The sequence below is a fragment of the Mycobacterium sp. E740 genome (genome assembly GCF_001672895.1).
GTDB lineage: Bacteria > Actinomycetota > Actinomycetes > Mycobacteriales > Mycobacteriaceae > Mycobacterium.
On the sequence record NZ_LZKP01000080.1, the window covers coordinates 1 to 25,812 of the forward strand.

Sequence of the window (25,812 nt, forward strand, 5' to 3'; positions counted from 1 at the left end):
CCGGGCACACCGCGCATGATCGAAACGGCGTCGTCGTGGGCGGCGACGTAATAGTTGCTGCGAATGATCTGGCGGCCGATGGCCAATCCGGCCAGGACGACAAGCACCAGCACGACGGCGGCGATGAACATTCGCCGCCGCGACTTGGGCGGCCGCGGCGGTTCCTCCGGTTCCGGTACAGCGCGTTTGGGTTCGTTGCGACGCGGGTTGAACGCCGATGCGCGGCCCGCTGCGGTGTTGGGCGGCGGCTGGTCGTCGTCCCCGGAGACTGCGCCGGCCAGGATCGGCTGGGTCTGGCCGTAGTCGTAGTCGCTGTTGTCGATGACGTCGGCCACCACGACGGTGACGTTGTCCGGTCCGCCGCCGCGAAGCGCCAATTCGATGAGCCGGTCGGCGCTTTCGGCCACATCCGCGATCTGCAGCGCCTCGAGGATCGTGTCGTGGCTGACCGGGTCGGACAACCCGTCGGAGCACAGCAGGTAGCGGTCGCCGGCGCGCGCCTCGCGCATGATCAGCGTGGGCTCCACCTCGTGGCCGGTCAGCGCGCGCATGATCAGCGACCGCTGCGGGTGGCTGTGCGCCTCTTCCGCGGTGATGCGGCCCTCGTCGACGAGGGTCTGAACGAAGGTGTCGTCCTTGGTGATCTGGTTGAGTTCGCCGTCGCGCAGCAGGTAGCCCCTGGAGTCGCCGATGTGTACCAGACCAAGGCGATTGCCCGCGAACAGGATCGCGGTCAAGGTGGTGCCCATGCCCTCGAGTTCCGGATCGGCCTCGACATGAGCGGCGATCGCCGAATTGCCCTCGCGCACCGCGGAGTTGAGCTTGGACAGCAGGTCGCCGCCGGGCTCGTCGTCGTCGAGGTGGGCTAGTGCGGCGATGACCAGTTGCGAGGCGACCTCGCCGGCGGCGTGGCCGCCCATGCCGTCGGCGAGTGCGAGCAGTCGCGCACCGGCGTACACCGAGTCCTCGTTGTTCGCTCGGACCAGGCCGCGGTCGCTGCGCGCGGCGTATCGCAGCACCAGTGTCACGGGCGCAGCTCGATCACGGTCTTGCCGATTCGAACCGGCGTGCCCATCGGAACCCGTACCGCCGTCGTCACCTTCGCCCTGTCGAGGTATGTGCCGTTGGTCGATCCTAGGTCTTCGACGTACCATTCCGGGCCTCGAGGCGAGAGCCTGGCGTGCCGCGTCGAGGCGTAGTCGTCGGTGAGCACCAGCGTCGAGTCGTCGGCGCGGCCGATCAGCACGGGTTGCGCACCCAACGTGATGCGGGTGCCCGCAAGCGCGCCCTCGGTGACCACCAGTTGACGCGCCACGTTACGACGGCCCCGGTTGGGCAGCAGCGAGGCCCGCAACGGCAGGCCCCGTCGCACCATCACGGCGCCGGGCGGGGCGTAGAGGTCGGTGCGCAGGATCCTGAGCACCGACCAGATGAACAGCCACAGCAGCAGCAGGAATCCGACGCGCGTCAGTTGCAGCACCAACCCCTGCATCTGACGTCCTCTCCGTCTCCATCCCGTTCACGTCGCGTCGGCGCACCCGACCAGCCTCGGCACCGTCACGATACTTGTACGGTCGCCGAGATGAGCGGGAAGCGACCAGCTTCGCCGCTTCGGCCGGCCCCGGTGCTCAGTGCACGCGGACGATGATCTCGGAGTGGCCCAGCCGGATCACGTCGCCGTCTGCGAGCTGCCACTCCTGCACCGGCGCGTTGTTGACGGTCGTGCCGTTGGTGGAGTTCAGATCGGACAGCAGCGCGACCTGACCGTCCCAGCGGATCTCCAGATGGCGCCGGGACACCCCGGTGTCGGGCAGACGGAACTGAGCGTCCTGACCGCGACCGATGACGTTCGTGCCCTCGCGCAGCTGGTAGGTGCGGCCGCTGCCGTCGTCGAGCTGCAAGGTGACCGTCGCGGCGCCCGCGGAGTAGTCGCCCTGGCCGTAGCCACCGCTGTAACCGCCCTGCTGGCCGTAGTCGTAGCCACCGCCCGCGGGCTCGGAGTAGCCGGGCTCGGCATAGCCGGCCGATTGTGCGTCACCGTAGCGGCCGTAGTCCGGCGGGGCGCCGTAGCCCTGGTCCTGGCGGCCGTAGGCCTGGCCGCCGTAACCGCCCTGGTCGCCGTAGCCACCCTGGTCGGGGTAACCCCCCTGATCCGGGTAGCCGCCCTGATCCGGATACGCGGGCCGCGGCTCGGGGCGGCCGTAGCCGCCGTCGTCGTGACGGCCCGGCGCAGGCGGGCGACCGTAGTCACCGCCGGAACCGCCGCCGTAGCCGGGCTGGCCGCCCTGGGGCGGACCGTAGCCGCCGGGCGCCTGGCGGTAGCCCTGGTCCTGGTAGCCGCCCTGCTGCGGGGGGCCGTAGCCGCCGGCGGGGGGCCGCTGCTCGTACGACGGCGGCGGGTAGCCCTGGTCGTAGCCGCCCTGATCCGGGTAGCCACCCTGCTCCTGATAACCGCCCTGGTCGGGGTAACCGCCTTGGTCGGGGTAGCCGCCGCCCTGACGGGGCGGGTACTGGTCACCCTGCGGCGGGTAGCCACCCTGGTCCTGCGGCGGATACTGGCCGCGGTCGTCGGGGCGGCCGTACCGCTCGTCGTGCGGACGGTCGTAGTAGTCGTCGGCGGGCCGACCCGGCCCCTGGCCGCCGCGGTAAGTCGGGTTGTCGCTCATCGGTCGTTCTCCTGATTCTGCGCTGGACGCACGTACTCGAGATGGGGGTTCGCCAGTGGTCGAGTCGGGATTGACCGCTCCACGCGCGCGAAACTGTCCGGTGTGCAGGGTGGGTGATTGTTCGAACCTGACGACAACATCACCATACGTTTGCCACCCCTGCTCACGGATGTATCCCTCCAAGTGCTTGGCGAAAGTCGCTGATGTGAGGTCTGGGTCGGCGCTCACCTTCTGATAGTCAGGCACACTGAGGGTAATGACGTAGTCGTTCGGGGCCAAAACCTGACCGTCGAGCACTTCGCGCGCGCCGCTGTCGGCTTCCCGGCGAAGCATCCCCTCGACTTCCTGGGGGACTATCGAGCCGCCGAACACCCGGGCGAACGCGTCACCGACCGTCGACTCGAGCTTGCGCTCGATACGGTCGACTAGACCCATATCACCGCCCGCCTCACTCGTCGTCGTACGTCGGCCCTGCTCATGGCCGCGGGTGCCCGCGTGTCGCCTGGCCACGATGCTCATCTGCATGGTATCGGCCCAGCGCCGCGCTGCGGGACCATCAGAATTCTGAGAATCGCAACATCGCAGCTCAGACACGCTCATTCACGATCGAATCACGGCGTCGAAAGGCCGTTGGCAAGGCGAGCGGCACGGTTGGGGCACGGGGTGCTCAGCGTGATAGGCTCCCCCGGTTGTTGGGGCGAGTGGCGGAATGGCAGACGCGCTGGCTTCAGGTGCCAGTGTCCTTCGGGACGTGGGGGTTCAAGTCCCCCTTCGCCCACAAACAGATGTGACGAGCCGGTCTTTCGGTCACACCTGAATCTGTCAGCAGCCGCGGGGTCGCGGCGTGCGCACCCGAATCGTCGCGGATGACGTTCGACGGCACTTCTATCCTTGGATGCGAAGCGCACGGGCAGATGTCAGGGGAACGAATGAAGGACCTCGAGGTCGATCCGATCGACCTGCGCATGTCATCCGATCATCTCGACATGCACCACTCCGAGCTGTCGGCCGCGCACACCGCAGCCGACGGCGCGATCGAGGAGGCACAAGCGGGCTGGGTCGGCACTTCGGCCGCCGCTTTGCAAGCCAAATTCGCCGAGTGGCAGGACACCACGGCCACGATGACCCGCGACCTCGCCGCGCACGGTGAAGCCTTCCGCGCAGCGGCTGCCGGGTACGAGACCGTCGACGGCACCAGTGCGGCGGCGCTCGACGACCTGCTCTGATGACGCTGACCCTCGCCGACGTCGAGCGCTGGGACGCCGGCGCGATCCGTGAGGTGTCCACTGCCCTGGCCAAACGCGGCGCCAGCGCCGACGAGGTTCGCTCCGGCCTGACCAAGCTGCCGCTGATCGCCACGTGGCGAGGCGCCGGCGGGGACTCCGCCCGCGCCTCCCTGGACAAGCTCAGTGGCTACCTGGCCGGCCACGGACTGGAGATGGCGCGGCTGTCCTCGGCCACCGGGGAGGCGGCCGACCAGATCGAGAGCATCAAGGCCAGCCTGCAGCGCATCAAGAGCGACGCCCAGCGCGACGGCTTCTCGATCGACATGGCCACCGGCAAGGTCACCCCGCTGTACCCCGGCATGGTCGGCGACCCGATCTACGCCCTGCAACAAGCAGACATCGAGACGCGCATCGCCGGCCTGCTCTCGCAAGCCAACACTGCCGACAGTGAACTGGCCAACGCGATCACCACCGCCGGTGAAGGGCCCACCGGCAAGCCGCCGATACCCGACGCGTTGTCGATGCCGCTGCCCGCGGATCCCAACCAGTTCCACGACTTCTGGGAGCGGCTGACCCCGGAGCAGAAGGACGCCCTGTACCAGCGCGACCATTCGATCGGAAACCGCGACGGCATGCCGGCCGTCGACCGCGACTACTACAACCGCTTGGCACTGGCGGACGCGATGACGCAGGCGCAAGCCGCCCAGGCGAGCGCCGACGCCCTGCGCAACCAACACCCCGACTGGGCCGACGGCCGAAACATTCCGCCACCGAACAAGCCGGGCGCCATTTTCGACGACCGGCTGAAATACGAAGCGTGGCAACGACAGTACGACGCGGCCCGAAGCGGCGCGAAGTATCTGCCCGACCTGCAGGCCGTCGAAAAAGCAGCGACGGGCACCGACCGCAAGCTGCTGCTGCTGGACACCAAGACCGGTGAGCGCGCGCACGCCGCGATCGCGATCGGCGATCCCGACACCGCCGAACACGTCGCCGTCACCACGCCGGGACTCAACACCACGGTGCACGACAGCATCGGCGCCATGACCGATGAAGCTCGTCAGCTGCGGCAGGAGACGCTGCGCCAGTTGCAGACCACGCCCGGACACGCCACCGACTCCGTCTCGACGATCGCCTGGATCGGCTACGACGCGCCGCAGATCCCAGGACTGGACGACGCGCGCGGATCACTGACCGGGGCCTGGGACGTCAGCCACGGCCAACTCGCCCAGGCAGGGGCGAAGGACCTCGCCGGTTTCTACGACGGACTGACCGCCAGCCACGAGGGCGTACCCGCCCAACTCACGGCCATCGGCCACTCCTACGGGTCGCTCACGACCGGGCTGGCACTGCAGGAGCCGGGCAATCACGGGGTCACCGACGCGATCTTCTACGGTTCACCGGGTATCGCAGCGACCACGCCGCAAGAGCTGCAACTCGGCGACGGCCACGTCTTCACCATGCAGACGCCGGACGACCCCATCCAACATGTCTTCGACACCCCCTGGGTGCGCGCGGCGGCGCCCCTGTTGCCGGAGCCGTTCGGATCGCTCGCCGAATCGGCTTTGCGCACACTGGATCTCACGGGCGCAGGCCAGTTCGGGCCCGACCCCGCGAGCAACCCGAATTTCACGCACCTCGAGACCGGGGCGGTCACAGTGCCGGACGGCAACGGCGGCTCGATGGACCTGGGCGCTGCCCACGGCCACAGCGACTATCCACGCTTCGGCGACAATGGCATGCCCCGCACCACCAACTACAACATCGCCGCGGTCATCGCCGGACTCGGCGACGACGCCATACGGGAAAAGTGAGGCAACCGCAGATGCGACGACGCAGACAGTTCGTCAGCGGCTGTGCAGTGGTCCTCACGCTAGCGACAGGGTGCCACGTGAATCAGCCCGATCAACCCACACCGTCGACGGACGCCGCGCACGCGGCCGAAGAGCTTCGTGCGCTGCCATCGTTCGAGGAGACGACATCGAAGCTCGACAGTGCGCTGAACTCCATCACGGCCGCGGCGTCGCAACGCGTCGGCAGCATAGTCTGGGTCAACGGAACCAACGAGGACACCGGGAGCTGCCCCGCGCCGTACGACAAGTCAGATGGGATGTCGGCGTACCTGCCGAACCGCATCGCCGAGAATGTCGTTGTCTCGGAAGACGATTGGCGACACGTGCTCGGCGTCGCCAAGGATTCGGCGGCGACGGTCGGTGCCACCGATGTTCAGACGCTGAAGGACGGACCGCGCAATCACGACGTCTGGTTCACCGGTACCGCGGGAGTCTTCATCAAGGTCTCCTACAAGGGAAATCTGGTGGTCTCCGGATACACCGGTTGCCGGCTGCCGCAAGGGAAGGGCGCTCCAACCTGAGCCGACCCGGTCGGCACGCCTGAACCATCGGTCGCGCGGGCGCGGGTAATTTCGACGGGATGCGGCACGCAATTCTTGCGCTCATGTCGGTAGTCGCGCTGGTCGTGACCGGCTGTACGGCGACGGTTCAGGGCGCGGCGGTCAAGGCCACCGGGGGACCGGCGGGCCCCACGCTCAACCTCGATCAGCTGGACGCGGGGCGGTTCCCGACGGCACCGCGAAACCCGTTGGGCGTCGCCGGGGATCCGCTGTTGGGTGCCGTGCTCGAGGGCCAGCGGCTGGCCGATCACGTCGTCGGGCCGTGGGAGGTCGATTCGGCCTTGACGGGTTCGTTCGGCTTCGGTGCGGTGGTGCTGCCCCGGCCCGAGGCGCTGGCCCTGATCGGGCCCATGAACCTCGCCGCGGCCGCGGGCCGGCACGACTTCGTCACCGGCTTCGCCTCGGTGCGCACCGAGAAGAACCGCCGCGTGCTGCTCAACGCGGTGCTGCGCTTCGCCGACGACGGCGCCGCGCAGGCCGCTGCCACCGACCTGAGCGACGCGGCGGCCCAGCAGCAGGGCGCGGGGCCGGCGCCCAAACTGGAGATCCCGGGCCACCCGGACGCCTGGGCAACCAGTTACACCGGCGCCGACCGGGAGATCGGCCAGTTCGGCGCGGCGCGGTCGTTCACCGCGCACGGCCCGTACGTGCTCATGCAGCAGGCGCAGGCGACGGCCGGCGTTGAGGCCGCAGCCCAGTTGGTGGCCAAGACCATCGAGGTGCAGGCGCCGGAGATCGACAAGTTCCGTGCCACCGACGTGAGCGAGCTGGCCGACATCTCGATCGATCCGACCGGGCTGCTGGCCCGCACGATCCCGCTCGACGGCCAGGACATGACGTTCACCAAGCCCGCGACATACGAGCAGCGGGGCGCGCTGCACTTCCAATCCGACCCCGCCCGTTCGGCAAAGCTGTTCTCGGCCACCGGCGTAGACCTCGTTTCGATGGCCGGCTCAACGGTCTACCAGACCAGCGACGCCGACGGCGCCAAGGGCGTTGTCGACGAGTTCTACGCCGAGGTGTCACCGACGGCGCAGCCCGCCAACCCGGTGCCGAACATGCCCGACAGCCGCTGCCTGCGGATGAGCGAAGGCGGCTTCTACTGCGTGGCGACGGCCGACCGGTACACCATCGAGACCAGCGCCCCGACCCTGCTGGCCACCCAGCAGATGACGGCAGCGCAGTACATCATGTTGATGAGCTAGCAGAACCGCATCCCGGTGCCGACGGCGGCGGCGGCGACCTGACAGTATTCGACCGTGGGCAAGAACGAGCGCGCGAAGATCGTCATGTCCGACGACGAGATCGCCGAATTCATCGAACGCAGCCGCACCGCCACGCTCGCGACCGTGCTGCCCGACGGCCGGCCGCATCTGGTCGCGATGTGGTACGCCGTGCTCGACGGAGAGATCTGGTTCGAGACGAAGGCCAAGTCGCAGAAGGCGGTGAACCTTCGGCGCGACCCGACCGTCACCGTGATGATCGAGGACGGCCACACCTACGACACCCTGCGCGGTGTCTCGATCGACGGCCGCGCCGAGATCGTCGACGATCCGGAAACCGTTCTGCGCGTTGGCATCAGCGTGTGGGAGCGCTACACCGGGCCGTACTCCGAGGAGATGCGCCCGTTCGTCGACCAGATGATGAACAACCGCATCTGTGTGCGGGTGGTGCCCACTCGGACGCGCAGCTGGGACCACCGCAAGCTCGGTATGCCGGAGATGCCGCTCGGCGGCAGCACCGCGCAGTATCTAGGTTGATCGTATGGATCCGAAGAACAAGCCCAAGCAGCTGAACTCGCCCGTCGTCTCCAAGGCCATGAAGTACGCGGGCAAGGCGCACGTGTGGGTGTACCGCCGATCCGGCGGCAAGATCGGCGCGAACTGGCGCGTCGGAGCCGGTTTCAAGAAGCCGGTGCCGACGCTGCTGCTCGAGCACATCGGCCGCAAGTCCGGCAGGCGGTTGGTGTCCCCGCTGGTGTACATCCACGACGGCGACGACGTGATCGTGGTGGCGTCCCAAGGTGGTCGCGACACCGATCCGCAGTGGTACCGCAATCTGGTGGCCAACCCGGACGCGCACATCGAGATCGGATCGGACGGCCGTCCGGTTCGCGCGGTGACCGCCACACCCGAGCAGCGAGCCCGGCTGTGGCCGAAGCTGGTCGAGGCATACGCCGACTTCGACACCTACCAGTCTTGGGCCGACCGCGAGATTCCGGTGATCATCCTGCAGCCGCGCTGACGCGCCGATTGCGACCCATCTCACACCCCTGACGCGTTCGACTTCCCCCGCCGGTCGGGTAGCCAACGGGACAGGTGCACCCCATGCGCCGACCGAAACCGTCAACGCTTAAGGGGCGAAATATCCATGACCAACACTGAATCCACCTTGCTCAACCAGCTGCGCACGATCCTGGACCTGACTCACACCGAGATCCAGGTCGCTGAGACGCGGATCGCGCAGGCCCGGACCGACGCCGTGCGTCGCGAGTTGACCCAGAACGCCGAGCACGGTCGCGTCCGCGCCGAGGCCATCGAGAAGGCGATCCGCGACCTGGGCGGTTTCCCCGACACCATCGGCCCGTTCCTGGGACGTGCCGCGGCGGCCGTCAAGGCGCTGACCGAGCAGGCTCAGCCGTTCGACGAGGCGCTGCTGGGTGACCTGGCGCTGGAGGACCAGCTGCTGGATCGGGCGCGCTACATCAAGGCGCTTTCCGTCGCGGCCAAGAAGCCGGACGTGCAGGACCTGGCGGACCGGCTGATCACCGCGCACTCGGCGACGGTGAACTGGCTGACCACCGTGCTGGCCGAGGATGCGCTCGGCGGCCCGGCGGCGCTGCAGCGCACCCCGCTGCAGGCGGCAGCGGGCACCGCGGTGAAGCTGGTCAACCTGCCCGGCCAGTGGTCGGCGCAGTCGGTGGAGCGGATCGCCGAGCTGGTGCGCTCGGCGGGACCGGCCGTCGAGGACCTGCGTCAGCGCGCCCAGCGCGCCGGCGAGATCACGATCAAGGCGCTCGGCGCTTCGCGGGACGGCGCTCTGAAGCGCGCCGAGGAGGTTGTCCGCCGGGAGGGCGCCGACGATGCGGCTGACGCGTTGCATCGGGCGCGTGCCCAGGGCGGTGTCGTCGACGCCGACGAACTGCCGATCGCCGGGTATGAGGACCTGAACCTCAACGAGGCCGTGGCCGCGGTGAAGGACCTCGACGATCCGAGCGACATCCGCACCATCGTCGCGTACGAGGAGATGCATAAGAACCGCCAGCGACTGGTGTCGGCGGCGCAGACCCGCCTGGCCGACATCGCGCAGGAAGTCGTCGGCCTCAGCTGATCGAACACGACGGAAGCACCCCGCGAATCTCGCGGGGTGTTTTCACTTGTGCCGCTGGGGTTTACATTCGCGGCGGAGCGAAGCCGGGGTTCGACAGCGCGTTGGCGACCCCGCTACCGATGGGACCGTGTTCATCGACGAGTGTGGCGGTGCCGGTGGCCACGCCGTCGTGGCTGTAATGCGTCAGCGCGGCCAGCCCGAGATACGGCCCGCGCGGCAGGCGCGCCAGCGTGACGGTGTAGTCGGCGTTGATCCACTGCAGACCGCTCGGCCCGAAGTGGGTCAACGAGCTCACCATGTCGCCGGCCATCGCCGCCCGGGTGAACGGCGTGAGCTCCTCGCCCTCGACGAGCGGCCGGAAGTCGCGCACCCAGATGTACTTGGGCCCCGAGTGCTGCCAGCCCGACAAGCCCTCACCGGGACTGGGTTCGTGGCCTTCCTTGCCGTACGTCCAGACCAGCGTCGACAGGCCGCGCGGGATGGGGTCCGGCGTCGGCGGCAGCGGCGGCATGGTGACCGGCGAGGTCCAGATCTCGTCCCGCGGTTGGTCGCCGCGGCGGAGGAACAAGGCGGTGGCCCGCGCGACGACCGTGTTGTCCTGGGTCATCAGCGCATCGACGAGCTTCAGGCGGCGGCCCTGGCGCACGGCCGCGGTTTCGACGCGCACGGCCGACAGTGCGGCGGGCCGGAACAGGTCGACGGTGAGACGGGCGGGCTGGAACTCGGGATTCCCGGCGTCGCGTTCGAGCACGTGACCGAGCAGTCCGCCGACGTAGTTGCCGCTGATGGTCTGACCCCACGGGCCCCGCGCGATGGGTGCGGGCACGAATGCGTCGCCGTCGGGAGTGAAGAACGCCGCCACCATCGCGACGACGTTAGTGGGCTGTTCGGATCAGTGACCAGCCAGCCAGCGCTTGATCTCGTCGGACACCGGATCGACGACGTCGGCGTACTCGTCGTGCTTCTCGACGTAGTTGGCCACCATCTCGCAGACGGGCACGATGCGCAGGCCGGCATCGCGGGTGCTCTGCAACGCCTCGCCGATCAGGATGGTGGCCAGGCCGCGACCCTCGAAGTCGCTGTCCACCTCCGTGTGGGTGAAGACGCGCTGGCCGTCGCGGTCGGCGAACTCGGCCAGGCCGACGTCCTTGCCGTCGACGGAGATCGTGTAGCGGTCGGATCCGGCAGCGACCTCGGTCGGCGCCCCGGTTTTGTCGGTGGTCATGTCTCCTCTATACCCGCGGGTTCGGCCGCGGACGCAAGGTGACGTTGGGCAAGGGAGGGGCGGGCAACCGCGAGACCGCGCCGCGGTAGCCCCGCACTGCCCCGAACCTGTCGTCGCCGGCTTCCCACTGCCGGCGGTACGTCACGATGTCGTCGTGATCGCGGCCGACGAAGTTCCACCACATCACCAACTGCTCCGGGAACGGTGGCCCGCCGAGCAGCATCAGCCGGGCGGACTGCGCGCCACGGTTGGTCAGGGTCAGCCGGTCGTGACCGGCGGCCTGGAACGCCAGATCCGCCACGTCTAGCGCTGTCCCCGCGACCGACACCTCGCCGTGGTCGAGCAGTACGCCGTGCTCGAACTCGGGGTCGACTTCCAGCACCAGGGCGGCGCCGGGTTCGAGGTCGACCTGGGCGCCGAGGAGCGGTGTGAACGTGTGCACGGGGGAGCGCAGCCCCTCGAGTTCGCCGAGGAACACGCGTAGCGTCGCGTCGCCGAGCCGGCCCGGTTCCGGCGCGAAGTGCGCGAAGTCGCGACCGGTGTCGCGCGCTTCGTCGGGCAGCGCCACCCACAACTGCACTCCATGCAACATCGGAGATGCCTCGGCAGGAGGCACGGAGACCTCGGAGTGACAGATGCCGGCGCCGGCCGTCATCAGGTTGAGCTCACCGGGCCGCACGATCGCGTGCACCCCAGCGCTGTCGCGGTGTTCGACCTCGCCGCTGAACAACCAGCTGACCGTCTGCAAACCGGTGTGCGGGTGCGGTGGCACATCCATCGGACCGCCGCTGCGCACGTCGTGCGGGCCGTAATGGTCCACGAAGCACCACGCCCCGATCAGCGAACGCTCCCGCTGCGGCAGCGTACGTCGCACCCTGATGGCCCGCGGCCCACCCAGCGGCACTTCGCGCGGATGCAGGATCCCGGCGAACGGCGATGCCGCGCAGGCGACTTCGGCCGGCGCCGGTTCGGTGTTGCTCACCAGTCCACGGTAGGCCTCATCCCGGGCTCGTCATCGCCGAACGGATCACCTCCAGATCGTCGTCATCGATCCGGAAGACCCCGGAGCGGAACTTGTAGCCCCACCGCGCCTTGTTCTCGATGAACCCGAGCTGCTCGATGAGCGGCCGGATCGGCGTCTCGACCGCATCGAGGAAGTCGACGTTGCGCCGCCACGATTCGAAATCCGACGACGCGTGATCCAGGTAGGGCTCGTCGTCGGCGACCCGCCCGATCGCGGTGAACGCCTGCAGCGGCGGCCCGTCCGGGTACACCGTCCGAGGCGAGTAGAACACGATCCAGTCGCCGCGTTCCATCTTGCGCAACATCGTGGGCCTGCCGTGGTTTGCCTGCGTGAAGCGGCCGCGCACGCCGAATTCGACATGGTCGCGGCTCACTGTGTTGATCCAGTTCGTCATGCCTCGAACGCTAGGCGCGACGGCCGACATCCGGACGTGTCGCGCACCCGCCCTGTGGATAACTTCCACGGTCGGTGATTAGCATCGGACGCCGTGAGTGACGAGTCGCTGCGCGACGACCACGCCGAACTGCTGCAGCGCCGCGCGCTCACCGAAGATGCGGCCCGGCCGGACGCCGTCGCGCGCAGGCGCACCGCGAACGCCAGGACCGCCCGGGAGAACATCGCCGACCTTGTCGACGAGGGCTCGTTCGTCGAGTACGGACGGTTCGCCATCGCGGCGCAGCGGCACCGCCGTGACCTCGACGACCTGATCGCCCGCACCCCGGCCGATGGTCTGGTCGCAGGAACGGCGCGGATCAACGGCGACCAGTTCGGGAACGACCGAAGCGCTTGCGCCGTGTTGTCCTACGACTACACGGTGCTGGCCGGGACGCAGGGTGCGCTGGGCCATCGCAAGAAGGACCGGCTGTTCGAACTCATCGAGCGGATGCGCCTTCCGACGGTGTTCTTCGCCGAGGGCGGCGGCGGGCGGCCGGGCGACACCGACATACCGGTGGTGTCCGCGCTCGACGCCCGGGCGTTCAAGCTGTGGGCGGCGCTCTCCGGCGTGGTGCCGCGGATCGCCGTCGTCCACGGCCGGTGTTTCGCGGGCAACGCCGTCATCGCCGGATGCTCGGATCTGATTGTGGCGACGGAGAATACGTCGATCGGCATGGGTGGCCCGGCGATGATCGCCGGCGGCGGACTCGGCGATGTTCCGCCCGACGAGGTGGGTCCGATCAGCGTGCAGTCGCCCAACGGCGTCGTCGACGTCGTCGTCGCGGACGAGGCCGAGGCCGTTGCGGTGACCAAACGGCTCCTCGGTTATTTCCAGGGCACGACGGCGCCCGGCCCGGTCGGCAACCAAACCCGTTTGCGCGCAATGGTTCCCGAGCGTGCGCGGCGCGCGTACCAGGTCGCTCCGGTGATCGAGACGCTGGCCGACGAGGGGTCGGTGACGTTCCTGCGCACACGGTTCGCGCCGGAGATGGTGACCGCGCTGGCGCGGTTCGACGGGCGCGCGGTCGGTGTCATCGCGAACAACACCATGGTGATGGCGGGGGCTATCACCGCCGCGGCGGCTGACAAGGCGGCCCGCTTCCTGCAACTGTGCGACGCGTTCGGGCTGCCGGTCGTCTCGCTCGTGGACTGTCCGGGCTACATGGTCGGCCCGGCCGCCGAGGCCGAGGCGTTGGTCCGTCGTGCATCGCGAATGTTGGTGGCGGGCGCGGCGATGCAGGTTCCGTTGGTGGCGGTGATCCTGCGGCGCGGATACGGGCTGGGCGCGCAGGCGATGACCGGCGGCAGTCTGCGCGAACCCGTGCTGACGGTGGCATGGCCGGGCGCGCACCTGGGACCGATGGGCCTGGAGGGCGCGGTGCGGCTGGGCATGCGCAAGGAGCTCGACGCGATCGCCGACGACGCTGAACGCGAAGAGCGGGTCCGCCAGGCGACGGCCGCGGCGCAGGACAATGCCAAGGCGCTCAACGCCGCTGCGCTGTTCGAGATCGACGACGTGATTGACCCGGCGGACACGCGCGACGTGGTGGTCAACACGCTGGCGGCAGCGACTGCGCACGCACCGCATCGTGGTGGCCGGCGTTTCGTCGACACCTGGTAGCGGCAGGCCCGCCGCCGACCCCCCGATCCGGCGGCGGGCGAGCCTGGCGTCAGGCGGACTCGGCGAACAGCCGACGGTCGCGCACCGGCTGGCCATGCCGCTCGGCCAGTGACTTGAGCTGCCGCAGGGCAAATGTACGGCCTCGACCGGTCTCGGGGACGAAGATGCCGGCCCAAAGACCTTCGGCGCGCGGTAACTCGCACGCTTCGCGGGCGCAGAGCCAGCGCCGCGGGCAGGCCCGGCAGATCGCCTTGGCTTCCGCATCGGCCGACGTGGTCCACCGCTCGGGATCACGGGTGCACGCGCCGACGGGGATTTCGTCCCACTCAGTTCTGTTCATCGTTGTCGCTCCTCTGCGCTGTCAGCGGCGGACGTGCCGCGGTGGTTCGTAAACGTAGCGAAGAAACCGTAGCGACGCAACAGTTAGAAACTGCGGACCAGGGCGTGGGCCTGGGACGCCTGCGCAAACCGTAGCGACAGCACTATTTCAGCATGCGCAAACCGCAGCAGCGACGCGACTCGAGAACGCCTCCAGCGGTCAAGCCGTAGCGCTGGACGTAGCGGTGGTTAGGATTGCGGAGCCGTTTTCGCCACCGCCTTCCGAGGATCGCCGCGCCAATGACCAACCCGGAGTCGATCGAGCAACCGTCCGCGGTGCCCGATCCCGGCATGGTTCGCGCCGGGGGAGCGGCGGCGGCACGGCGTCGTGAACTCAACATCAGCCAGCGCAGCCTCGCCGCCGACGGCATCATCAACGCCGGCGCCCTGATTGCCTTCGAGAAGGGCAGGAGCTGGCCGCGGGAGCGCACCCGAGCAAAGCTCGAAGAGGTTTTGCGGTGGCCGCCGGGAACGATCGCGCGGCTCCGGCGAGGAGAAGCGGCCGGCGGCGATTCCGAACCGCCACCGCCTGCCGGCACCGACGAGGTTCCCCTGATCGCGCAGGCGGTACTCACGGCGGTGAGCACCTTCGACTCCGCGATCGCGGGGCTGCCTGAGCCCGACCATCCCGAATTCGGGCCGAAGGCGACGAAGATCCTGGCGGACCTGCGCCAGCTCGAGGGCGTGGCGGCCCGGGCCGCGCAGATCAGCCGGGTGACGCCGCCGCTGATCAAGGCGCTGAGCGCGGTGCGGACGCGTTACGACGGCTTGATGATGCGCGCGGCACGCGGCCCGCACGCCACGCTCGGCCAGCGACTGTATGCCGTGCGCCGTCGCGCGAACCTGACGATCTCCGAGACTGCGCAGGCCGCCGGGGTCTCCGACAACGACGTGGTCGATGCCGAAGCCGAACGACAGGTGTCAGCGGCGGCCGTCGAGGCGATCAACGGGCTCATCGGCCAACTGGCCTGAGCAGACGTCAGTGCCTGTCCCGACTGCGGTCGTCGGTGGCCGGAAAGTGCTCGGCCAGCGCGGCCGCGATCTCGAGGAACCGCCGCCGAGTGGCCGCCGACATCTCCGATGTGCCGTTGATGACACCGCCCGGCCGCAGGTGCCCGTCGAACGGCACCTCGACCACCTGCTGCCCTTGTCCTGAAAACTGGTGCGCGAGAACCGAACGCGTGCGCTTGTCCGCGTGACCATCGGAGTCGTTGAGGACGATGACCGTGCGCTGCAGGAGCCCCGTCAGACCGCGGGCGGCCAGCCAGTCCAGCGTCTGACCCGCTGCGGCGGCACCATCGACCCAGGGCGAGGACACCACGATCAACGCATCGAGGTCGCGCAGCACCTCCTGGGTGACCGGCGCGTCCATCGTCGAACTGCAGTCGACGATCGAGATCGTGAAGTGGCGGTCCAGCCGCGACGTGGCCTCTCGGTAGATCGCCGGGTCTAGGACGCGCCGGCGGGCGGGGGTCGCTTCGCCGGCGAGCACGAACAGTCCGGCCGCGTTGTTGCCCACCCGGCTGCGAACGTCGGCGAAGGTGTCCAGGTGCTGATCGGAGGCCAGCTCCCAGTACGAGCCCTGCGCCTTCGGATCGACCCGGCTGCCGAGCTTGCCGAACGCAGTGTCGGCGTCGATCGCGACCACCCTGTCGTCCTGGCGCAGCTCGGCGAACACCGAACCGATGCTGGCCGAGACCGTCGTCTTGCCGACGCCGCCCTTGCCCATCACGCCGATCTTGTAGTGGCCACGCAGGACGCCCCGGATCTTGGCTTCCAATTCCGTCTGCCGGACCTCGTCCGGTCCCGGCCCGAGGTTCACCAATCCGAACGTTGCCCGGTGGAGGGCTCTGCGCCAGCCGCGACTCGGCGGCACTCGGCGCGGCCGTACCAGTTCGTCGGCCCTGATGCGATCGGCATACGAACCGGCCGGTGGCGGGCCCGGCGGCCGTGCTTCGGGCCCGTATCCGGGGCCAGGCCACCGCCCGGGCCACGGCGGAGGCGGCTGCTGGGACGGACCCGGCAAATGAGGTGGGTGCGGCGGCTGCTGCCTCGGCGGCGGCTGCAGCTGCGGCCCAACGTCCGTCGGCCCCCCGTGGCGGCCCACGACGGGCACGGGCCCGGTGTCCCGCGGCGCTCCCGGTGGCGGCCCGAATCGCGACGGCGCCTGGCGGAAGCTGGCCGGTGGAGTCCTGGGGTCCGAGTCGATCGCCGGCGGTTCGTGGTCGGTTTCTGCAGGGCCGGTCCAGCCGAGTTCTTTCCGCAATGCGTCATCGCGGTCGGTCACTGCGCTCTCCTTCGGACGTCGTGGTCGGCCCCTCATCAAGTATCAACTACCGCCTCAGGCGGGCGGACCGCGCGCTTTCGTCGCGGCGAAAACTGGTGACCTGAGCGGTGGTGCACCGCTGGTACGCTGACCTGCGACGAAGTGTTCTGCGAGGTTGCCTCGTAGTCGCATGCCAGCGCGTGGCGGCAAGGGAACGGCCGACAGTGCGCAGCGGAGCCGGCCCGGTGAGGCCGGCATTGATTCAGTGGCGCCGTAGCAGCAGGCTGTCCGTTGATCAACCGGGCTGGGCGATAATCGCGGAACGAGAAGTGAGGAGCAAGGGACCGTTGTCCGGCGAAGATCTGCGCGTCAGCAGCGCGCACCTCGGTGAGCTGGCAGGCCGACAGGCTCAGGCGGCCGGCGAGGTGCGGACCGCATCGCTTCCGGCCGACGGCGCCGTCGCCGAAGTCAACAGCACCCACGGCAGCATCGCCGCGGCCACCTCCAGCGCATTGAAAGCTGTGCTCGCGTCTCGGCAAACTGCTGGAACGACGGTGGCCGGCGTCTCGGTTGCGTTGTCCGGCACGCTCACCGCTTCTGCCGCGCGCTACGACCAAACCGACAGCGAGGCGGGATCGGCGCTGGATTCACAGATGCGGCCGGGCCAGTCGTGAGCCCGGACGCCACCCACATCGACGACGTCGTCGGAGTCGAGGTCACGATCGACGGCATGCTGGTGATCGCGGACCGGCTGGGCTTGGCGGACTTTCCCCCCGCGCTGGGCATCCGGCTGAACATTCCCCAGCCCGATCTGCGTGAGCGGGTGTGGGAGCAGGTGGCTCGCGATCTGACCGCACAAGGTGTGCTCGACGTCTTCGGCGAACCGCACCCTGAGGTCGGGGCGATGGTCGGCACCCTGAGCCGCGCCGAGCGCATCCTGGAAGGGCGGTGGTGGCGGCGCGACGGCGGCGGCAAGATGATCCGCTTCGTGGTCTGTCGCAAAGGGGACCGACATGTCGTCGCCGCTCGGGACGGCGACATGCTGGTCCTGCAGCGAATCGCGCCGCAGGTCGGTCTCGCGGCCATGGTGACCACGGTGCTCGGCTCGGCGACGCCGGCCGACGTCGAGCCCCTGACGGGAATCGCCAGCGAATTGGCACGATGTTGGAACCCGAACCAGATTGCGGCATATGGGATCTCGCCGGCATCGGCGCGCGCCTACGCCGGCATCATCGCCGAGCCCCAGGGCTGGGTCGAGATCACCGCGATCGAACGCCACCCAGGCGGCACCTCGACCCAGGCCGGTGTCGCGGCCGGTGTCCTGGACTCGACGCAGGGGCGCATCGTGTCCATTCCGCGCCGGGTCAGCGGCGAACTCTATGGCAGCTTCCTTCCGGGCAGTCCCGAGAACCTGCAGCGGGCGCTGGACGGGCTGATCGAATTCCTGCCCTCGGGCAAGTGGTTCGACCACGCGGATTCCGGACCGGTATGAGACGAGTGAGGAAGACACGACATGGTGGGTGAGACTCCCCCCGAAGGCGACGCGAACGAGTCCATTCTCGACGCGTTGGCGATGTACGGCCCGGACGAGCCCGAGCAGACCGACACGGAGGCTCGCGTGTTCACGGTGGCCAATCCGCCGGGCAGCGTGGCCGTCAGCGCGCTGATGGACGGCCGGATCAGCGAGATCGACCTGGGGCCCAAGGCCGGCGAACTCAGCGAAGCCGACCTCGCCGAGGAGATCGTCGTCGTCGCGGGCCTGGCCGCCCGGGACGCGAAGTCCGCCCAGCACGCCGCCATGCTCGACGGCATGCGCGAACAGGGCCATGACGACGCGGCGACCCGCGACTTCCTCGCCCGCGATCTCGGCCTGCCCACCCCCGACGAGGCCCACGCCGAGCGTGCGCGTGTGTTCGCGACAAGGTATGGCGGTGCCGGTGACTGAGCACCTCGCCGGCCTCTTCGGCAGCGCTGTCGGCATGCTTACCAGCGCACCTGCGCGCTCGTTCGAGATCTTCACCGAGATCACCGATGTCGACGAATCCGCTTGCGACGCATGGGTTGGGCGCATCCGCTGCGGCGACACCGACCGGGTCACGCTGTTTCGGGCCTGGTACTCGCGAGCCAACTTCGGCCAGCTCGCCGGTGCGGCCGAGATCTCGATGAACAGCCTGAACGCTCGCGTGCCGATAGGCGGACAGTTCGGAGACATCACCTACCCGGTCAACTCGCCACTGGCCATCACGATGGGCTTCGCGGTGAACGAGGCGGCGGTAGGCAACTTCGCCGATGCCATGGAAGCGCTCGAGGACGTCCCGGCCGCCGGCGCAGAGCACCTGCTGTCCTGGGTCAGGGCCGTTGTCTACGGCGCGGCCGAACGTTGGACGGACGTGATCGACGAAGTGCGGACGGCCGCTGGTTGGCCTGACAAGTTTCTGGCCGCGGCCGCCGGGGTGGCACACGGCGTCGCCGCAGCCAATCTGGGCTTGTTCACCGAGGCCGAGCGACGGCTGACCGAGTCGAACTCCTCGCCCGCAGGGGAAGCATGCGCACCGGCGATCGCGTGGTTCCTGGCGATGACCCGCCGCAGTCAGGGCCACGAAGACGCCGCACACGCCCTGCTGGAATGGCTTCAGGCCACCCATCCGGAACCGAAAGTCACTGCAGCGCTGCGGGATCCGTCGTTCCGACTGGTCACCACGACCGCGGAGAAGATCGCCGCCCGCCGGGACCCGTGGGACCCCTCGAGCGTGCAGGCCGACGCGTCGGGCCGCGACCTGCTGCTCGCCGAGGCGCAAGCCGAATTGGACCGCCAGATCGGCCTGACCCGGGTGAAGGAGCAGATCGAGGCGTACCGCGCGGCGACGCAGATGGCCAAGATCCGCGCGGCCCGCGGCATGAAGGTCGCGCAGACGTCGAAGCACATGATCTTCGCCGGGCCCCCGGGTACCGGGAAGACGACGATCGCGCGCGTGGTGGCCAACATCCTGACCGGTCTCGGTGTGATCAGCGAGCCGAAACTCGTCGAGTCGTCCCGCAAGGATTTCGTCGCCGAGTACGAGGGGCAATCGGCGGTGAAGACCAGCCGCACCATCGACCGTGCCCTCGGCGGTGTGCTGTTCATCGACGAGGCGTACACGCTGGTGCAGGAGCGTGACGGCCGCACCGACCCGTTCGGCACCGAGGCACTCGACACGCTGCTGGCCAGAATGGAGAACGACCGCGACCGGCTGGTGGTCATCATCGCCGGCTACAGCGCGGACATCGACCGGCTGCTGGAAACCAACGACGGCCTGCGATCGCGGTTCGCCACCCGCATCGAGTTCGACTCCTACACTCCCGGCGAGATCGTGGACATCGCCAAAGTGATTGCGGATGCCAACGATTCGGCTCTCGACCCAGACGCCGCGAAGCGGGTGCTGGAGGCTGCCACGCTGCTGAGCGAGCGGGCGCTGAACGGCAAGCCCGCACTGGACATCGCCGGCAACGGCCGCTACGCCCGACAACTCGTCGAAGCCGGTGAACAGAACCGTGACATGCGACTGGCGCGCTCGATGGACGTCGAGAACCTCGACGTCGAACAGCTCAGCCAGATCAACGGTGAGGACATGGCCGCCGCGATCACGGCGGTCCACGGACGTCTGAACGTCGGCGAGTAGAGATGGCGAGTTTCCGGCTCACTACCAAGGTGCAGGTCAGCGGATGGCGCTTCCTGCTACGACGCGTCGAGCACGCGATCGTGCGGCGGGACACCCGGATGTTCGACGACCCGCTGCAGTTCTACGGCCGCGCCGTGTCCGCCGGCGTCGTCATCGCTGTTCTCATCTGCCTCGGCGCCGCGCTGCTGGCGTACTTCAAGCCGCTTGGAAAGCGGGGGAGCGACACCCTTCTCGTGGACCGCAGCACCAACCAGCTCTATGTCGTGCTCCCGTACACCGGCCAGTTGCGGCCGGTGTACAACCTGACGTCGGCGCGGCTCGTTCTCGGTAACGCGGGGACGCCGGCAGCCGTCAAATCCGATGAGCTGAACCGGATGTCGAAGGGCCAGCCGATCGGGATACCGGGCGCCCCGTACGCAACCCCGGTCGGTGGCGCGAGCTCGATGTGGTCGCTGTGTGACACCGTCACCAAGCCGGAGAGCGTGGCGCCCAGCCTGGAGACGTCGGTGATCATGCGACCTCTGGTGATCGACTCCTCAGTCGGGCCGATGCGCGCCAACCAGGGCATCCTGGTCTCTTACCGAAACGAGAGCTGGCTGGTCACCGAAACCGGCAGGCATGACATCGATCTCGCCGATCGCGCGATCGCCTCGGCGGTCGGCATCCCGGTCACCGCCAGGGCCACGCCGATCTCGGAGGGGCTGTTCAACGCGCTGCCCAACGCCGGGCCGTGGCGGCTTCCCGTCGTCCCGTTCGCGGGAGCGCCGAATACCGTCGGACTGCCACCGAATCTGGTGATCGGCTCGGTGTTCAAGGCGCTCACCGAGGACGGTGACCAGCACTTCGTGGTGCTTCCGGACGGCGTCGCACGGATCAACGACACCACCGCCGCGGCAATCCGCGCCACGAACTCGTTCGGCCTCGTCACGCCGCCGTCGGTGGAGGCGAGCGTGGTCGCAAAGGTCCCGGAGCAGGTGTTCGCCTCGCCGCTGCCCGCGGAGTCGCTGGACATCCTGCTGCGCGAGGACGCTCCCACGCTGTGCTGGGCGTGGCAACGCGAACCCGGCGACCAGGCGCCCAAGACGACGGTGATCGCCGGTCGGCACCTGCCGATCCCGCCGTCGACGATGAACACCGGGATAAAGCAGATCGGCGGTGACGCAACCGTTTTCGTCGACGGCGGAAAGTACATCCGGCTACAGTCGCCCGATCCGCGCCACGGCGAGAGCCTGTACTACATCGATCCGCAAGGTGTGCGCTACGGCTTGCCCGACGAGGAGACCGGACGCACTCTCGGGCTGAGCGGGCCGACGACCGCACCGTGGCAGGTGGTCGAGCTGCTGGTGGACGGCCCGGTGCTGTCCAAGGAGGCCGCGCTCGTCGAACACGACACGCTGCCGGCGGATCCGAACCCGCGCAAGGTCGGCGACGGCTCGGCAGGTGCGGCGCAGCCGGCCGCGTCACCCACCGGAGGCGGCCGATGACAACCAAGAAGTTCACCCCGATCATCAAGCGCGGCCCGCGACTGACCCCGGGCGAGATCAACGTCACGCCGCCCGAGGACCTCGGCGTCGAGATCCCGCCCTCGGGCATCCAGAAGGCGCTGCCGTGGGTGATGGGCGGCGGCATGCTCGGGATGGTCGCGATCATGATCTTCACCGGGATCCGGCAACTCTCGCCCTACATGCTGATGATGCCGTTGATGATGATCATGGCCACGGTCGGGTTCATGGCGGGCGGCGGTCCGGGCGGCAAGCGGGTTCCGGAGATCAACGCGGACCGCAAGGAGTACCTGCGTTACCTGGCCGGTCTGCGCACGCGGGTCACCTCGTCGGCCGCAGCGCAGGTGACGTTCTTCAACTACCACGCGCCCCACCCGGCGGACCTGTTGTCGATCATCGGGACGAACCGCCAGTGGTCGCGGCAGACGAACGCCGATTTCTACGCCGCGACCCGCATCGGCCTGGGCGCCGAACCCGCAGTCGACCGGCTGCTCAAGCCGGCGGTCGGCGGCGAGTTGGCCGGCCCTCAGGGCGCGCCGCAGCCGCACCTGGAACCGGTCAGCCACATGTGGGTGACGAAGTTCCTGCGCACCCACGGGCTGATCCACGAATGCCCGAAGCTGTTACAGCTACGCACTTTTCCGACGATCGCCATCGGCGGCGATCCGACCGGCGCCGCCGGCCTGCTGACCGCGATGATCTGCCACCTGGCGGTGTTCCATCCGCCGGACCTGCTGCAGATGCGCGTACTCACCGAAAACCCCGAGGACCCGGACTGGGCCTGGCTCAAGTGGTTGCCGCACGTGCAGCATCAGACCGACCTCGACGCCGCGGGTCCGACCAGGATGATCTTCACCAGGCCCGACGGCTTGAGCGACCTGACCGCTCGCGGACCGCACACCGCGGACGCGGCGCCGAGCGGGCCGTACGTCGTGGTCTTCGACCTCACCGGCGGCAAGGCAGGCTTCCCGGTCGACGGCCGCGCCGGCGTCACCGTCATCACGCTCGGCAACCACCGCGGCTCGGCGTACCGGATCCGGGTGGCGCCCGACGGCACCGCCGACGACCGGCTGCCGAACCAGACCTTCCGGCTGATCACCTCGACGGTCGACCACATGACCGCCCAGCAGGCCGGTCGTGTCGCGCGCAAACTGGCCGGCTGGTCGATCACCGGGACGATCATCGACAAGAGCGTCCGCGTGCACAAGAAGGTCGCCACCGAATGGCATCAGCTGGTCGGCGCGCAGTCGATCGAGGAAGTGACCCCGGCGCGGTGGCGCATGTTCAGCGACACCGACCGCGACAGGTTGCGCATCCCGTTCGGTCACGAGCTGAAGACCGGCGACATCATGCACCTCGACATCAAGGAGGGCGCCGAATTCGGCGCCGGCCCGCACGGGATGCTCATCGGCACAACGGGTTCGGGCAAGTCGGAGTTTCTCCGCACCCTAATCCTGTCGCTGGCCGCCACCCATCACCCGGACCAGGTCAACCTGCTGCTGACCGACTTCAAAGGCGGCTCGACATTCCTCGGCATGGAGAAACTGCCGCACACCGCCGCGGTGGTCACCAACATGGAAGAAGAGGCCGAACTGGTCAGCCGCATGGGCGAAGTGCTCAGCGGCGAGTTGGACCGCCGACAGTCGATCCTGCGACAGGCGGGAATGCAGGTGGGTGCAGCCGGCGCGCTGTCCGGGGTGGCCGAGTACGAGAAGCACCGTGAGCGCGGAGCCGACCTTCCCCCGCTGCCAACCCTTTTCGTGGTGGTGGACGAGTTCGCCGAACTGCTGCAGAACCACCCCGACTTCATCGGGCTGTTCGACCGCATCTGCCGCGTCGGCAGATCGCTGCGCGTACACCTGCTGCTGGCAACGCAGTCACTGAACACCGGCGGGGTGCGTATCGACAAGCTCGAACCGAACCTCACCTACCGGATCGCGCTGCGCACGACGAGTTCGGCGGAGTCGAAGGCCGTGATCGGAACGCCTGAGGCGCAGTACATCACGAACAAGGAGAGCGGTGTCGGGTTCCTGCGCGTCGGCATGGAAGACCCCGTGAAGTTCCATAGCGTCTACACCGGCGTCAACTATGTGCCCACGACGCAGCACGAAGACAACGGCGAGGTGAAGCCGAAAATCAACGGGCAGAGTCGGTTGCGGGTTCGGCAGTTCACCGCGGCGCCGATCTTCGATACGGCGGGAGTCGAGGCATGAGCGTCCAACCGGAACAGCGGGTGCTGCGTGAGGTGGTGCTCGACCAGCTGACCACCGGCAAGACCCGCGCCTACCGAATGTGGTTGCCGCCGTTGGCCGATCCCACGCCGGTCAACGAGCTGATCGCGAACGACCACCAGCGTCGGCCACTGCGCTTCGGGCTCGGCATCATGGACGAGCCGCGCCGGCACCGCCAGGAGGTGTGGGGCATCGACGTCTCGTCCGCGGGCGGCAACATCGCCGTCGGCGGGGCGCCGCAGACCGGCAAGTCCACATTCCTGCAGACGCTGATCCTGTCGGCCGCCGCCTCGCACACGCCGCGGCAGGTCCAGTTCTATTGCATAGACCTTGGCGGCGGCGGTCTGCTGTATCTCGAGGACCTGCCGCATGTCGGCGGTGTCGCGACCCGCTCGGAACCGGACCGGGTGAACCGGGTGGTCGCCGAGATGAAAGGCGTGCTGCGCCAGCGGGAGGCGATGTTCAAGCAGTACCGGGCCGGCTCGATGGCTGCCTACCGCCAGATGCGCGACGACGCAAGCCATCCCGTGGCGGCCGACCCGTTCGGTGACGTGTTCCTGGTGATCGACGGGTGGCCGGCGTTCGTCGCGGAGTTCCCCGACCTGGAACCGGTGGTGCAGGACCTCGCCGGGCAGGGACTGCAGTTCGGGGTGCACACGATCATCTCGACACCGCGCTGGACCGAGCTCAAGTCACGTGTGCGCGACTACCTCGGCACGAAGGTCGAGTTCCGGCTCGGCGATGTGAACGAGACCCAGGTCGACCGCATCACCCGCGAAATTCCCGCCAACCGTCCGGGCCGCGCGGTCTCGATGGAGAAGCACCACTTGATGATTGGGGTACCGCGGCTGGACGGTGTGCACAGCGCCGACAACCTCGTCGCCGCAATGTCGGAGGCGGTTGGGCTGATCGCCGCGCAGCACACCGATCAGGCACCGAAGGTCCGCGTGCTACCCGAGCGCATCTATCTACACGATCTCGATCCGAACCCGCCCGGGCCGGACGCCGACTACCGCACGCGATGGACGGTGCCGCTCGGCCTTCGCGAATCCGACATGGGCGTCGCCTACAACCACATGCACACCACGCCGCATCTGTTGATCTTCGGAGGGCCGAAGTCGGGGAAGACGCGCATCGCCCACGCCGTCGCGCAGGCGATCTGTGCGCGCAACAGTCCCGAGCAGGTGAGGTTCATGCTGGCCGACTACCGCTCGGGCCTGCTCGACGCCGTGCCGGAGAGTCACCTGTTGGCCGCCGGGGCCGTCAACCGCAACAATGCCTCGCTGGAAGAAGCGATCAAGGCATTCGCGATCAATCTCAAGAAGCGGCTTCCGCCCGCGGACCTCACCACCGCACAGCTGCGGGCCCGGTCATGGTGGAGTGGTCCCGATGTGGTGCTGCTGGTCGACGACTGGCACATGATCGTCGCCGCCAGCGGCGTCGTCCCGCCGATGGCCCCGCTGTTCCCGCTGCTACCGGCGGCCGCCGACATCGGCCTGCACATCATCGTCACCTGCCAGATGAGCCAGGCCCACCGCGCGACCATGGACAAGTTCGTCGGAGCCGCCTACGGGGCCGGTTCGCCGACGTTGTTCCTCTCGGGCGAGAAGCAGGAATTCCCGTCCAGCGAAATCAGGCTGAAGCGGCGACCGCCTGGCCAGGGCTTCCTGGTCTCACCAGACGGGAAAGAGGTCATCCAGGCGGCCTACGTGGATCCGCCCGAAGAACTGGTGTAAGGGGCACCCCTGAAGCGCGGTTAAGATATATGCAGGACGCGCCCAGCAAACTTACAGCGGGTCGCCGGCAAAGGGGTCGGGGGACGATTCCACGCTTCCG

25 protein-coding genes and 1 tRNA gene are annotated in these 25,812 nt (G+C 68.6%); 17 read left to right on the forward strand and 9 right to left on the reverse strand.

Annotated features, from left to right (window positions below):
* The 3 genes from A5663_RS06935 to A5663_RS06945 form a co-directional block, all read right to left on the reverse strand.
* On the reverse strand, window positions 1-1,028 hold a 1,028-nt coding region (locus A5663_RS06935), incomplete at its 3' end, for a PP2C family serine/threonine-protein phosphatase (protein WP_068145771.1).
* Window positions 1,025-1,492, reverse strand: coding sequence for an FHA domain-containing protein (locus A5663_RS06940; RefSeq protein ID WP_068145774.1), 468 nt, complete (start codon window positions 1,490-1,492; stop codon window positions 1,025-1,027). The genes A5663_RS06940 and A5663_RS06935, both read right to left, overlap by 4 nt.
* A gap of 136 nt (window positions 1,493-1,628) precedes the next feature.
* Window positions 1,629-3,101 carry an FhaA domain-containing protein gene (locus A5663_RS06945; RefSeq protein WP_068145777.1) on the reverse strand — a complete coding sequence of 491 codons (1,473 nt, stop codon included), beginning with the start codon at window positions 3,099-3,101 and terminating at the stop codon, window positions 1,629-1,631.
* 260 nt (window positions 3,102-3,361) lie between these two features.
* Here A5663_RS06945 and A5663_RS06950 point away from each other — a divergent pair.
* The 8 genes from A5663_RS06950 (at window position 3,362) to A5663_RS06985 (ending at window position 9,635) form a co-directional block, all read left to right on the forward strand.
* Window positions 3,362-3,444, forward strand: a tRNA-Leu gene (locus A5663_RS06950).
* A 151-nt stretch (window positions 3,445-3,595) separates the two neighbouring features.
* The gene (locus tag A5663_RS06955) at window positions 3,596-3,892 is read left to right on the forward strand and encodes a WXG100 family type VII secretion target (protein WP_068145779.1); all 297 of its coding nucleotides are present in this window, start codon (window positions 3,596-3,598) and stop codon (window positions 3,890-3,892) included.
* Window positions 3,892-5,706 carry an alpha/beta hydrolase gene (locus A5663_RS06960; RefSeq protein WP_068145781.1) on the forward strand — a complete coding sequence of 605 codons (1,815 nt, stop codon included), beginning with the start codon at window positions 3,892-3,894 and terminating at the stop codon, window positions 5,704-5,706. Before A5663_RS06955 ends, A5663_RS06960 begins: the two co-directional genes overlap by 1 nt.
* A gap of 77 nt (window positions 5,707-5,783) precedes the next feature.
* Window positions 5,784-6,266, forward strand: coding sequence for an LppA family lipoprotein (locus tag A5663_RS06965; protein ID WP_068145786.1), 483 nt, complete (start codon window positions 5,784-5,786; stop codon window positions 6,264-6,266).
* A gap of 83 nt (window positions 6,267-6,349) precedes the next feature.
* Complete coding sequence (locus A5663_RS06970) at window positions 6,350-7,510, forward strand: hypothetical protein (protein ID WP_231976712.1); 1,161 nt, start codon at window positions 6,350-6,352, stop codon at window positions 7,508-7,510.
* A gap of 54 nt (window positions 7,511-7,564) precedes the next feature.
* Window positions 7,565-8,065: a pyridoxamine 5'-phosphate oxidase family protein gene (locus A5663_RS06975; RefSeq protein WP_068145792.1), complete on the forward strand. Its 501-nt coding sequence runs from the start codon at window positions 7,565-7,567 to the stop codon at window positions 8,063-8,065.
* Between the two features lie 4 nt (window positions 8,066-8,069).
* The gene (locus A5663_RS06980; RefSeq protein ID WP_068145796.1) at window positions 8,070-8,549 is read left to right on the forward strand and encodes a nitroreductase family deazaflavin-dependent oxidoreductase; all 480 of its coding nucleotides are present in this window, start codon (window positions 8,070-8,072) and stop codon (window positions 8,547-8,549) included.
* A gap of 126 nt (window positions 8,550-8,675) precedes the next feature.
* Window positions 8,676-9,635 (forward strand): hypothetical protein, encoded by a 960-nt coding sequence (locus tag A5663_RS06985; protein WP_068145799.1) that lies wholly within the window; start codon window positions 8,676-8,678, stop codon window positions 9,633-9,635.
* A gap of 61 nt (window positions 9,636-9,696) precedes the next feature.
* On the opposite strand, the gene A5663_RS06990 is transcribed toward A5663_RS06985, so the two are convergent.
* Genes A5663_RS06990 through A5663_RS07005 form a run of 4 tightly spaced genes read right to left on the reverse strand, consistent with a single transcriptional unit; the run spans window position 9,697 to window position 12,278 of the window.
* A complete protein-coding gene (locus A5663_RS06990; protein WP_068145803.1) occupies window positions 9,697-10,500 on the reverse strand; it encodes a thioesterase family protein in 804 nt (267 codons plus the stop codon).
* Window positions 10,501-10,527: 27 nt separating this feature from the next.
* Window positions 10,528-10,860 carry a GNAT family N-acetyltransferase gene (locus A5663_RS06995; RefSeq protein WP_068145809.1) on the reverse strand — a complete coding sequence of 111 codons (333 nt, stop codon included), beginning with the start codon at window positions 10,858-10,860 and terminating at the stop codon, window positions 10,528-10,530.
* A gap of 7 nt (window positions 10,861-10,867) precedes the next feature.
* Window positions 10,868-11,842, reverse strand: a complete 975-nt coding sequence (locus A5663_RS07000; protein ID WP_068145813.1) for a pirin family protein — start codon at window positions 11,840-11,842, stop codon at window positions 10,868-10,870.
* 16 nt (window positions 11,843-11,858) lie between these two features.
* On the reverse strand, window positions 11,859-12,278 hold the full coding sequence (locus A5663_RS07005) for an EVE domain-containing protein (RefSeq protein ID WP_068145816.1): 420 nt from the start codon (window positions 12,276-12,278) through the stop codon (window positions 11,859-11,861).
* A gap of 93 nt (window positions 12,279-12,371) precedes the next feature.
* Between A5663_RS07005 and A5663_RS07010 the strand changes: the two genes are divergently transcribed.
* Window positions 12,372-13,940, forward strand: a complete 1,569-nt coding sequence (locus A5663_RS07010) for an acyl-CoA carboxylase subunit beta (RefSeq protein WP_068145819.1) — start codon at window positions 12,372-12,374, stop codon at window positions 13,938-13,940.
* A gap of 49 nt (window positions 13,941-13,989) precedes the next feature.
* Here the strand turns inward: A5663_RS07010 and A5663_RS07015 are convergent, their stop codons facing one another.
* Window positions 13,990-14,280: a WhiB family transcriptional regulator gene (locus A5663_RS07015; protein WP_068145821.1), complete on the reverse strand. Its 291-nt coding sequence runs from the start codon at window positions 14,278-14,280 to the stop codon at window positions 13,990-13,992.
* Window positions 14,281-14,558: 278 nt separating this feature from the next.
* On the opposite strand from A5663_RS07015, the gene A5663_RS07020 reads away from it, so the two are divergent.
* Window positions 14,559-15,290 carry a hypothetical protein gene (locus tag A5663_RS07020; protein WP_068145824.1) on the forward strand — a complete coding sequence of 244 codons (732 nt, stop codon included), beginning with the start codon at window positions 14,559-14,561 and terminating at the stop codon, window positions 15,288-15,290.
* Window positions 15,291-15,297: 7 nt separating this feature from the next.
* Here the strand turns inward: A5663_RS07020 and A5663_RS07025 are convergent, their stop codons facing one another.
* Window positions 15,298-16,605, reverse strand: a complete 1,308-nt coding sequence (locus A5663_RS07025; RefSeq protein WP_082973969.1) for a MinD/ParA family protein — start codon at window positions 16,603-16,605, stop codon at window positions 15,298-15,300.
* 308 nt (window positions 16,606-16,913) lie between these two features.
* On the opposite strand from A5663_RS07025, the gene A5663_RS07030 reads away from it, so the two are divergent.
* The 7 genes from A5663_RS07030 to eccCb are packed head-to-tail and all read left to right on the forward strand — an operon-like array spanning window position 16,914 to window position 25,712.
* A complete protein-coding gene (locus tag A5663_RS07030; protein WP_082973971.1) occupies window positions 16,914-17,258 on the forward strand; it encodes an ESX-1 secretion-associated protein in 345 nt (114 codons plus the stop codon).
* Window positions 17,259-17,314: 56 nt separating this feature from the next.
* Window positions 17,315-18,076: an ESX secretion-associated protein EspG gene (locus A5663_RS07035; protein ID WP_082973981.1), complete on the forward strand. Its 762-nt coding sequence runs from the start codon at window positions 17,315-17,317 to the stop codon at window positions 18,074-18,076.
* 21 nt (window positions 18,077-18,097) lie between these two features.
* Window positions 18,098-18,529, forward strand: a complete 432-nt coding sequence (locus A5663_RS07040) for a secretion protein EspD (protein WP_068145830.1) — start codon at window positions 18,098-18,100, stop codon at window positions 18,527-18,529.
* Window positions 18,522-20,243, forward strand: coding sequence for a type VII secretion AAA-ATPase EccA (gene eccA, locus A5663_RS07045; protein ID WP_068145972.1), 1,722 nt, complete (start codon window positions 18,522-18,524; stop codon window positions 20,241-20,243). The genes A5663_RS07040 and eccA overlap by 8 nt, the downstream gene beginning before the upstream one ends.
* Before the next feature lie 2 nt (window positions 20,244-20,245).
* Entirely contained in the window at window positions 20,246-21,727 is a 1,482-nt protein-coding gene (gene eccB, locus A5663_RS07050) for a type VII secretion protein EccB (RefSeq protein ID WP_068145833.1), read from the forward strand.
* Entirely contained in the window at window positions 21,724-23,958 is a 2,235-nt protein-coding gene (gene eccCa, locus A5663_RS07055; RefSeq protein WP_068145837.1) for a type VII secretion protein EccCa, read from the forward strand. Before eccB ends, eccCa begins: the two co-directional genes overlap by 4 nt.
* Window positions 23,955-25,712, forward strand: coding sequence for a type VII secretion protein EccCb (gene eccCb, locus A5663_RS07060; RefSeq protein ID WP_068145840.1), 1,758 nt, complete (start codon window positions 23,955-23,957; stop codon window positions 25,710-25,712). The genes eccCa and eccCb overlap by 4 nt, the downstream gene beginning before the upstream one ends.
* Window positions 25,713-25,812 lie beyond the last annotated feature (100 nt).

Bases quoted from the DNA above. Each gene is read 5' to 3' on its own strand.
- A5663_RS06940 (WP_068145774.1), bottom strand. From the start codon at position 1,492: ATGCAGGGGTTGGTGCTGCAACTGACGCGCGTCGGATTCCTGCTGCTG.
- A5663_RS06945 (WP_068145777.1), bottom strand. From the start codon at position 3,101: ATGGGTCTAGTCGACCGTATCGAGCGCAAGCTCGAGTCGACGGTCGGT.
- A5663_RS06955 (WP_068145779.1), top strand. From the start codon at position 3,596: ATGAAGGACCTCGAGGTCGATCCGATCGACCTGCGCATGTCATCCGAT.
- A5663_RS06960 (WP_068145781.1), top strand. From the start codon at position 3,892: ATGACGCTGACCCTCGCCGACGTCGAGCGCTGGGACGCCGGCGCGATC.
- A5663_RS06970 (WP_231976712.1), top strand. From the start codon at position 6,350: ATGTCGGTAGTCGCGCTGGTCGTGACCGGCTGTACGGCGACGGTTCAG.
- A5663_RS06980 (WP_068145796.1), top strand. From the start codon at position 8,070: ATGGATCCGAAGAACAAGCCCAAGCAGCTGAACTCGCCCGTCGTCTCC.
- A5663_RS06985 (WP_068145799.1), top strand. From the start codon at position 8,676: ATGACCAACACTGAATCCACCTTGCTCAACCAGCTGCGCACGATCCTG.
- A5663_RS06990 (WP_068145803.1), bottom strand. From the start codon at position 10,500: ATGGTGGCGGCGTTCTTCACTCCCGACGGCGACGCATTCGTGCCCGCA.
- A5663_RS06995 (WP_068145809.1), bottom strand. From the start codon at position 10,860: ATGACCACCGACAAAACCGGGGCGCCGACCGAGGTCGCTGCCGGATCC.
- A5663_RS07005 (WP_068145816.1), bottom strand. From the start codon at position 12,278: ATGACGAACTGGATCAACACAGTGAGCCGCGACCATGTCGAATTCGGC.
- A5663_RS07015 (WP_068145821.1), bottom strand. From the start codon at position 14,280: ATGAACAGAACTGAGTGGGACGAAATCCCCGTCGGCGCGTGCACCCGT.
- A5663_RS07020 (WP_068145824.1), top strand. From the start codon at position 14,559: ATGACCAACCCGGAGTCGATCGAGCAACCGTCCGCGGTGCCCGATCCC.
- A5663_RS07035 (WP_082973981.1), top strand. From the start codon at position 17,315: ATGCTGGTGATCGCGGACCGGCTGGGCTTGGCGGACTTTCCCCCCGCG.
- A5663_RS07040 (WP_068145830.1), top strand. From the start codon at position 18,098: ATGGTGGGTGAGACTCCCCCCGAAGGCGACGCGAACGAGTCCATTCTC.
- eccB (WP_068145833.1), top strand. From the start codon at position 20,246: ATGGCGAGTTTCCGGCTCACTACCAAGGTGCAGGTCAGCGGATGGCGC.
- eccCa (WP_068145837.1), top strand. From the start codon at position 21,724: ATGACAACCAAGAAGTTCACCCCGATCATCAAGCGCGGCCCGCGACTG.
- eccCb (WP_068145840.1), top strand. From the start codon at position 23,955: ATGAGCGTCCAACCGGAACAGCGGGTGCTGCGTGAGGTGGTGCTCGAC.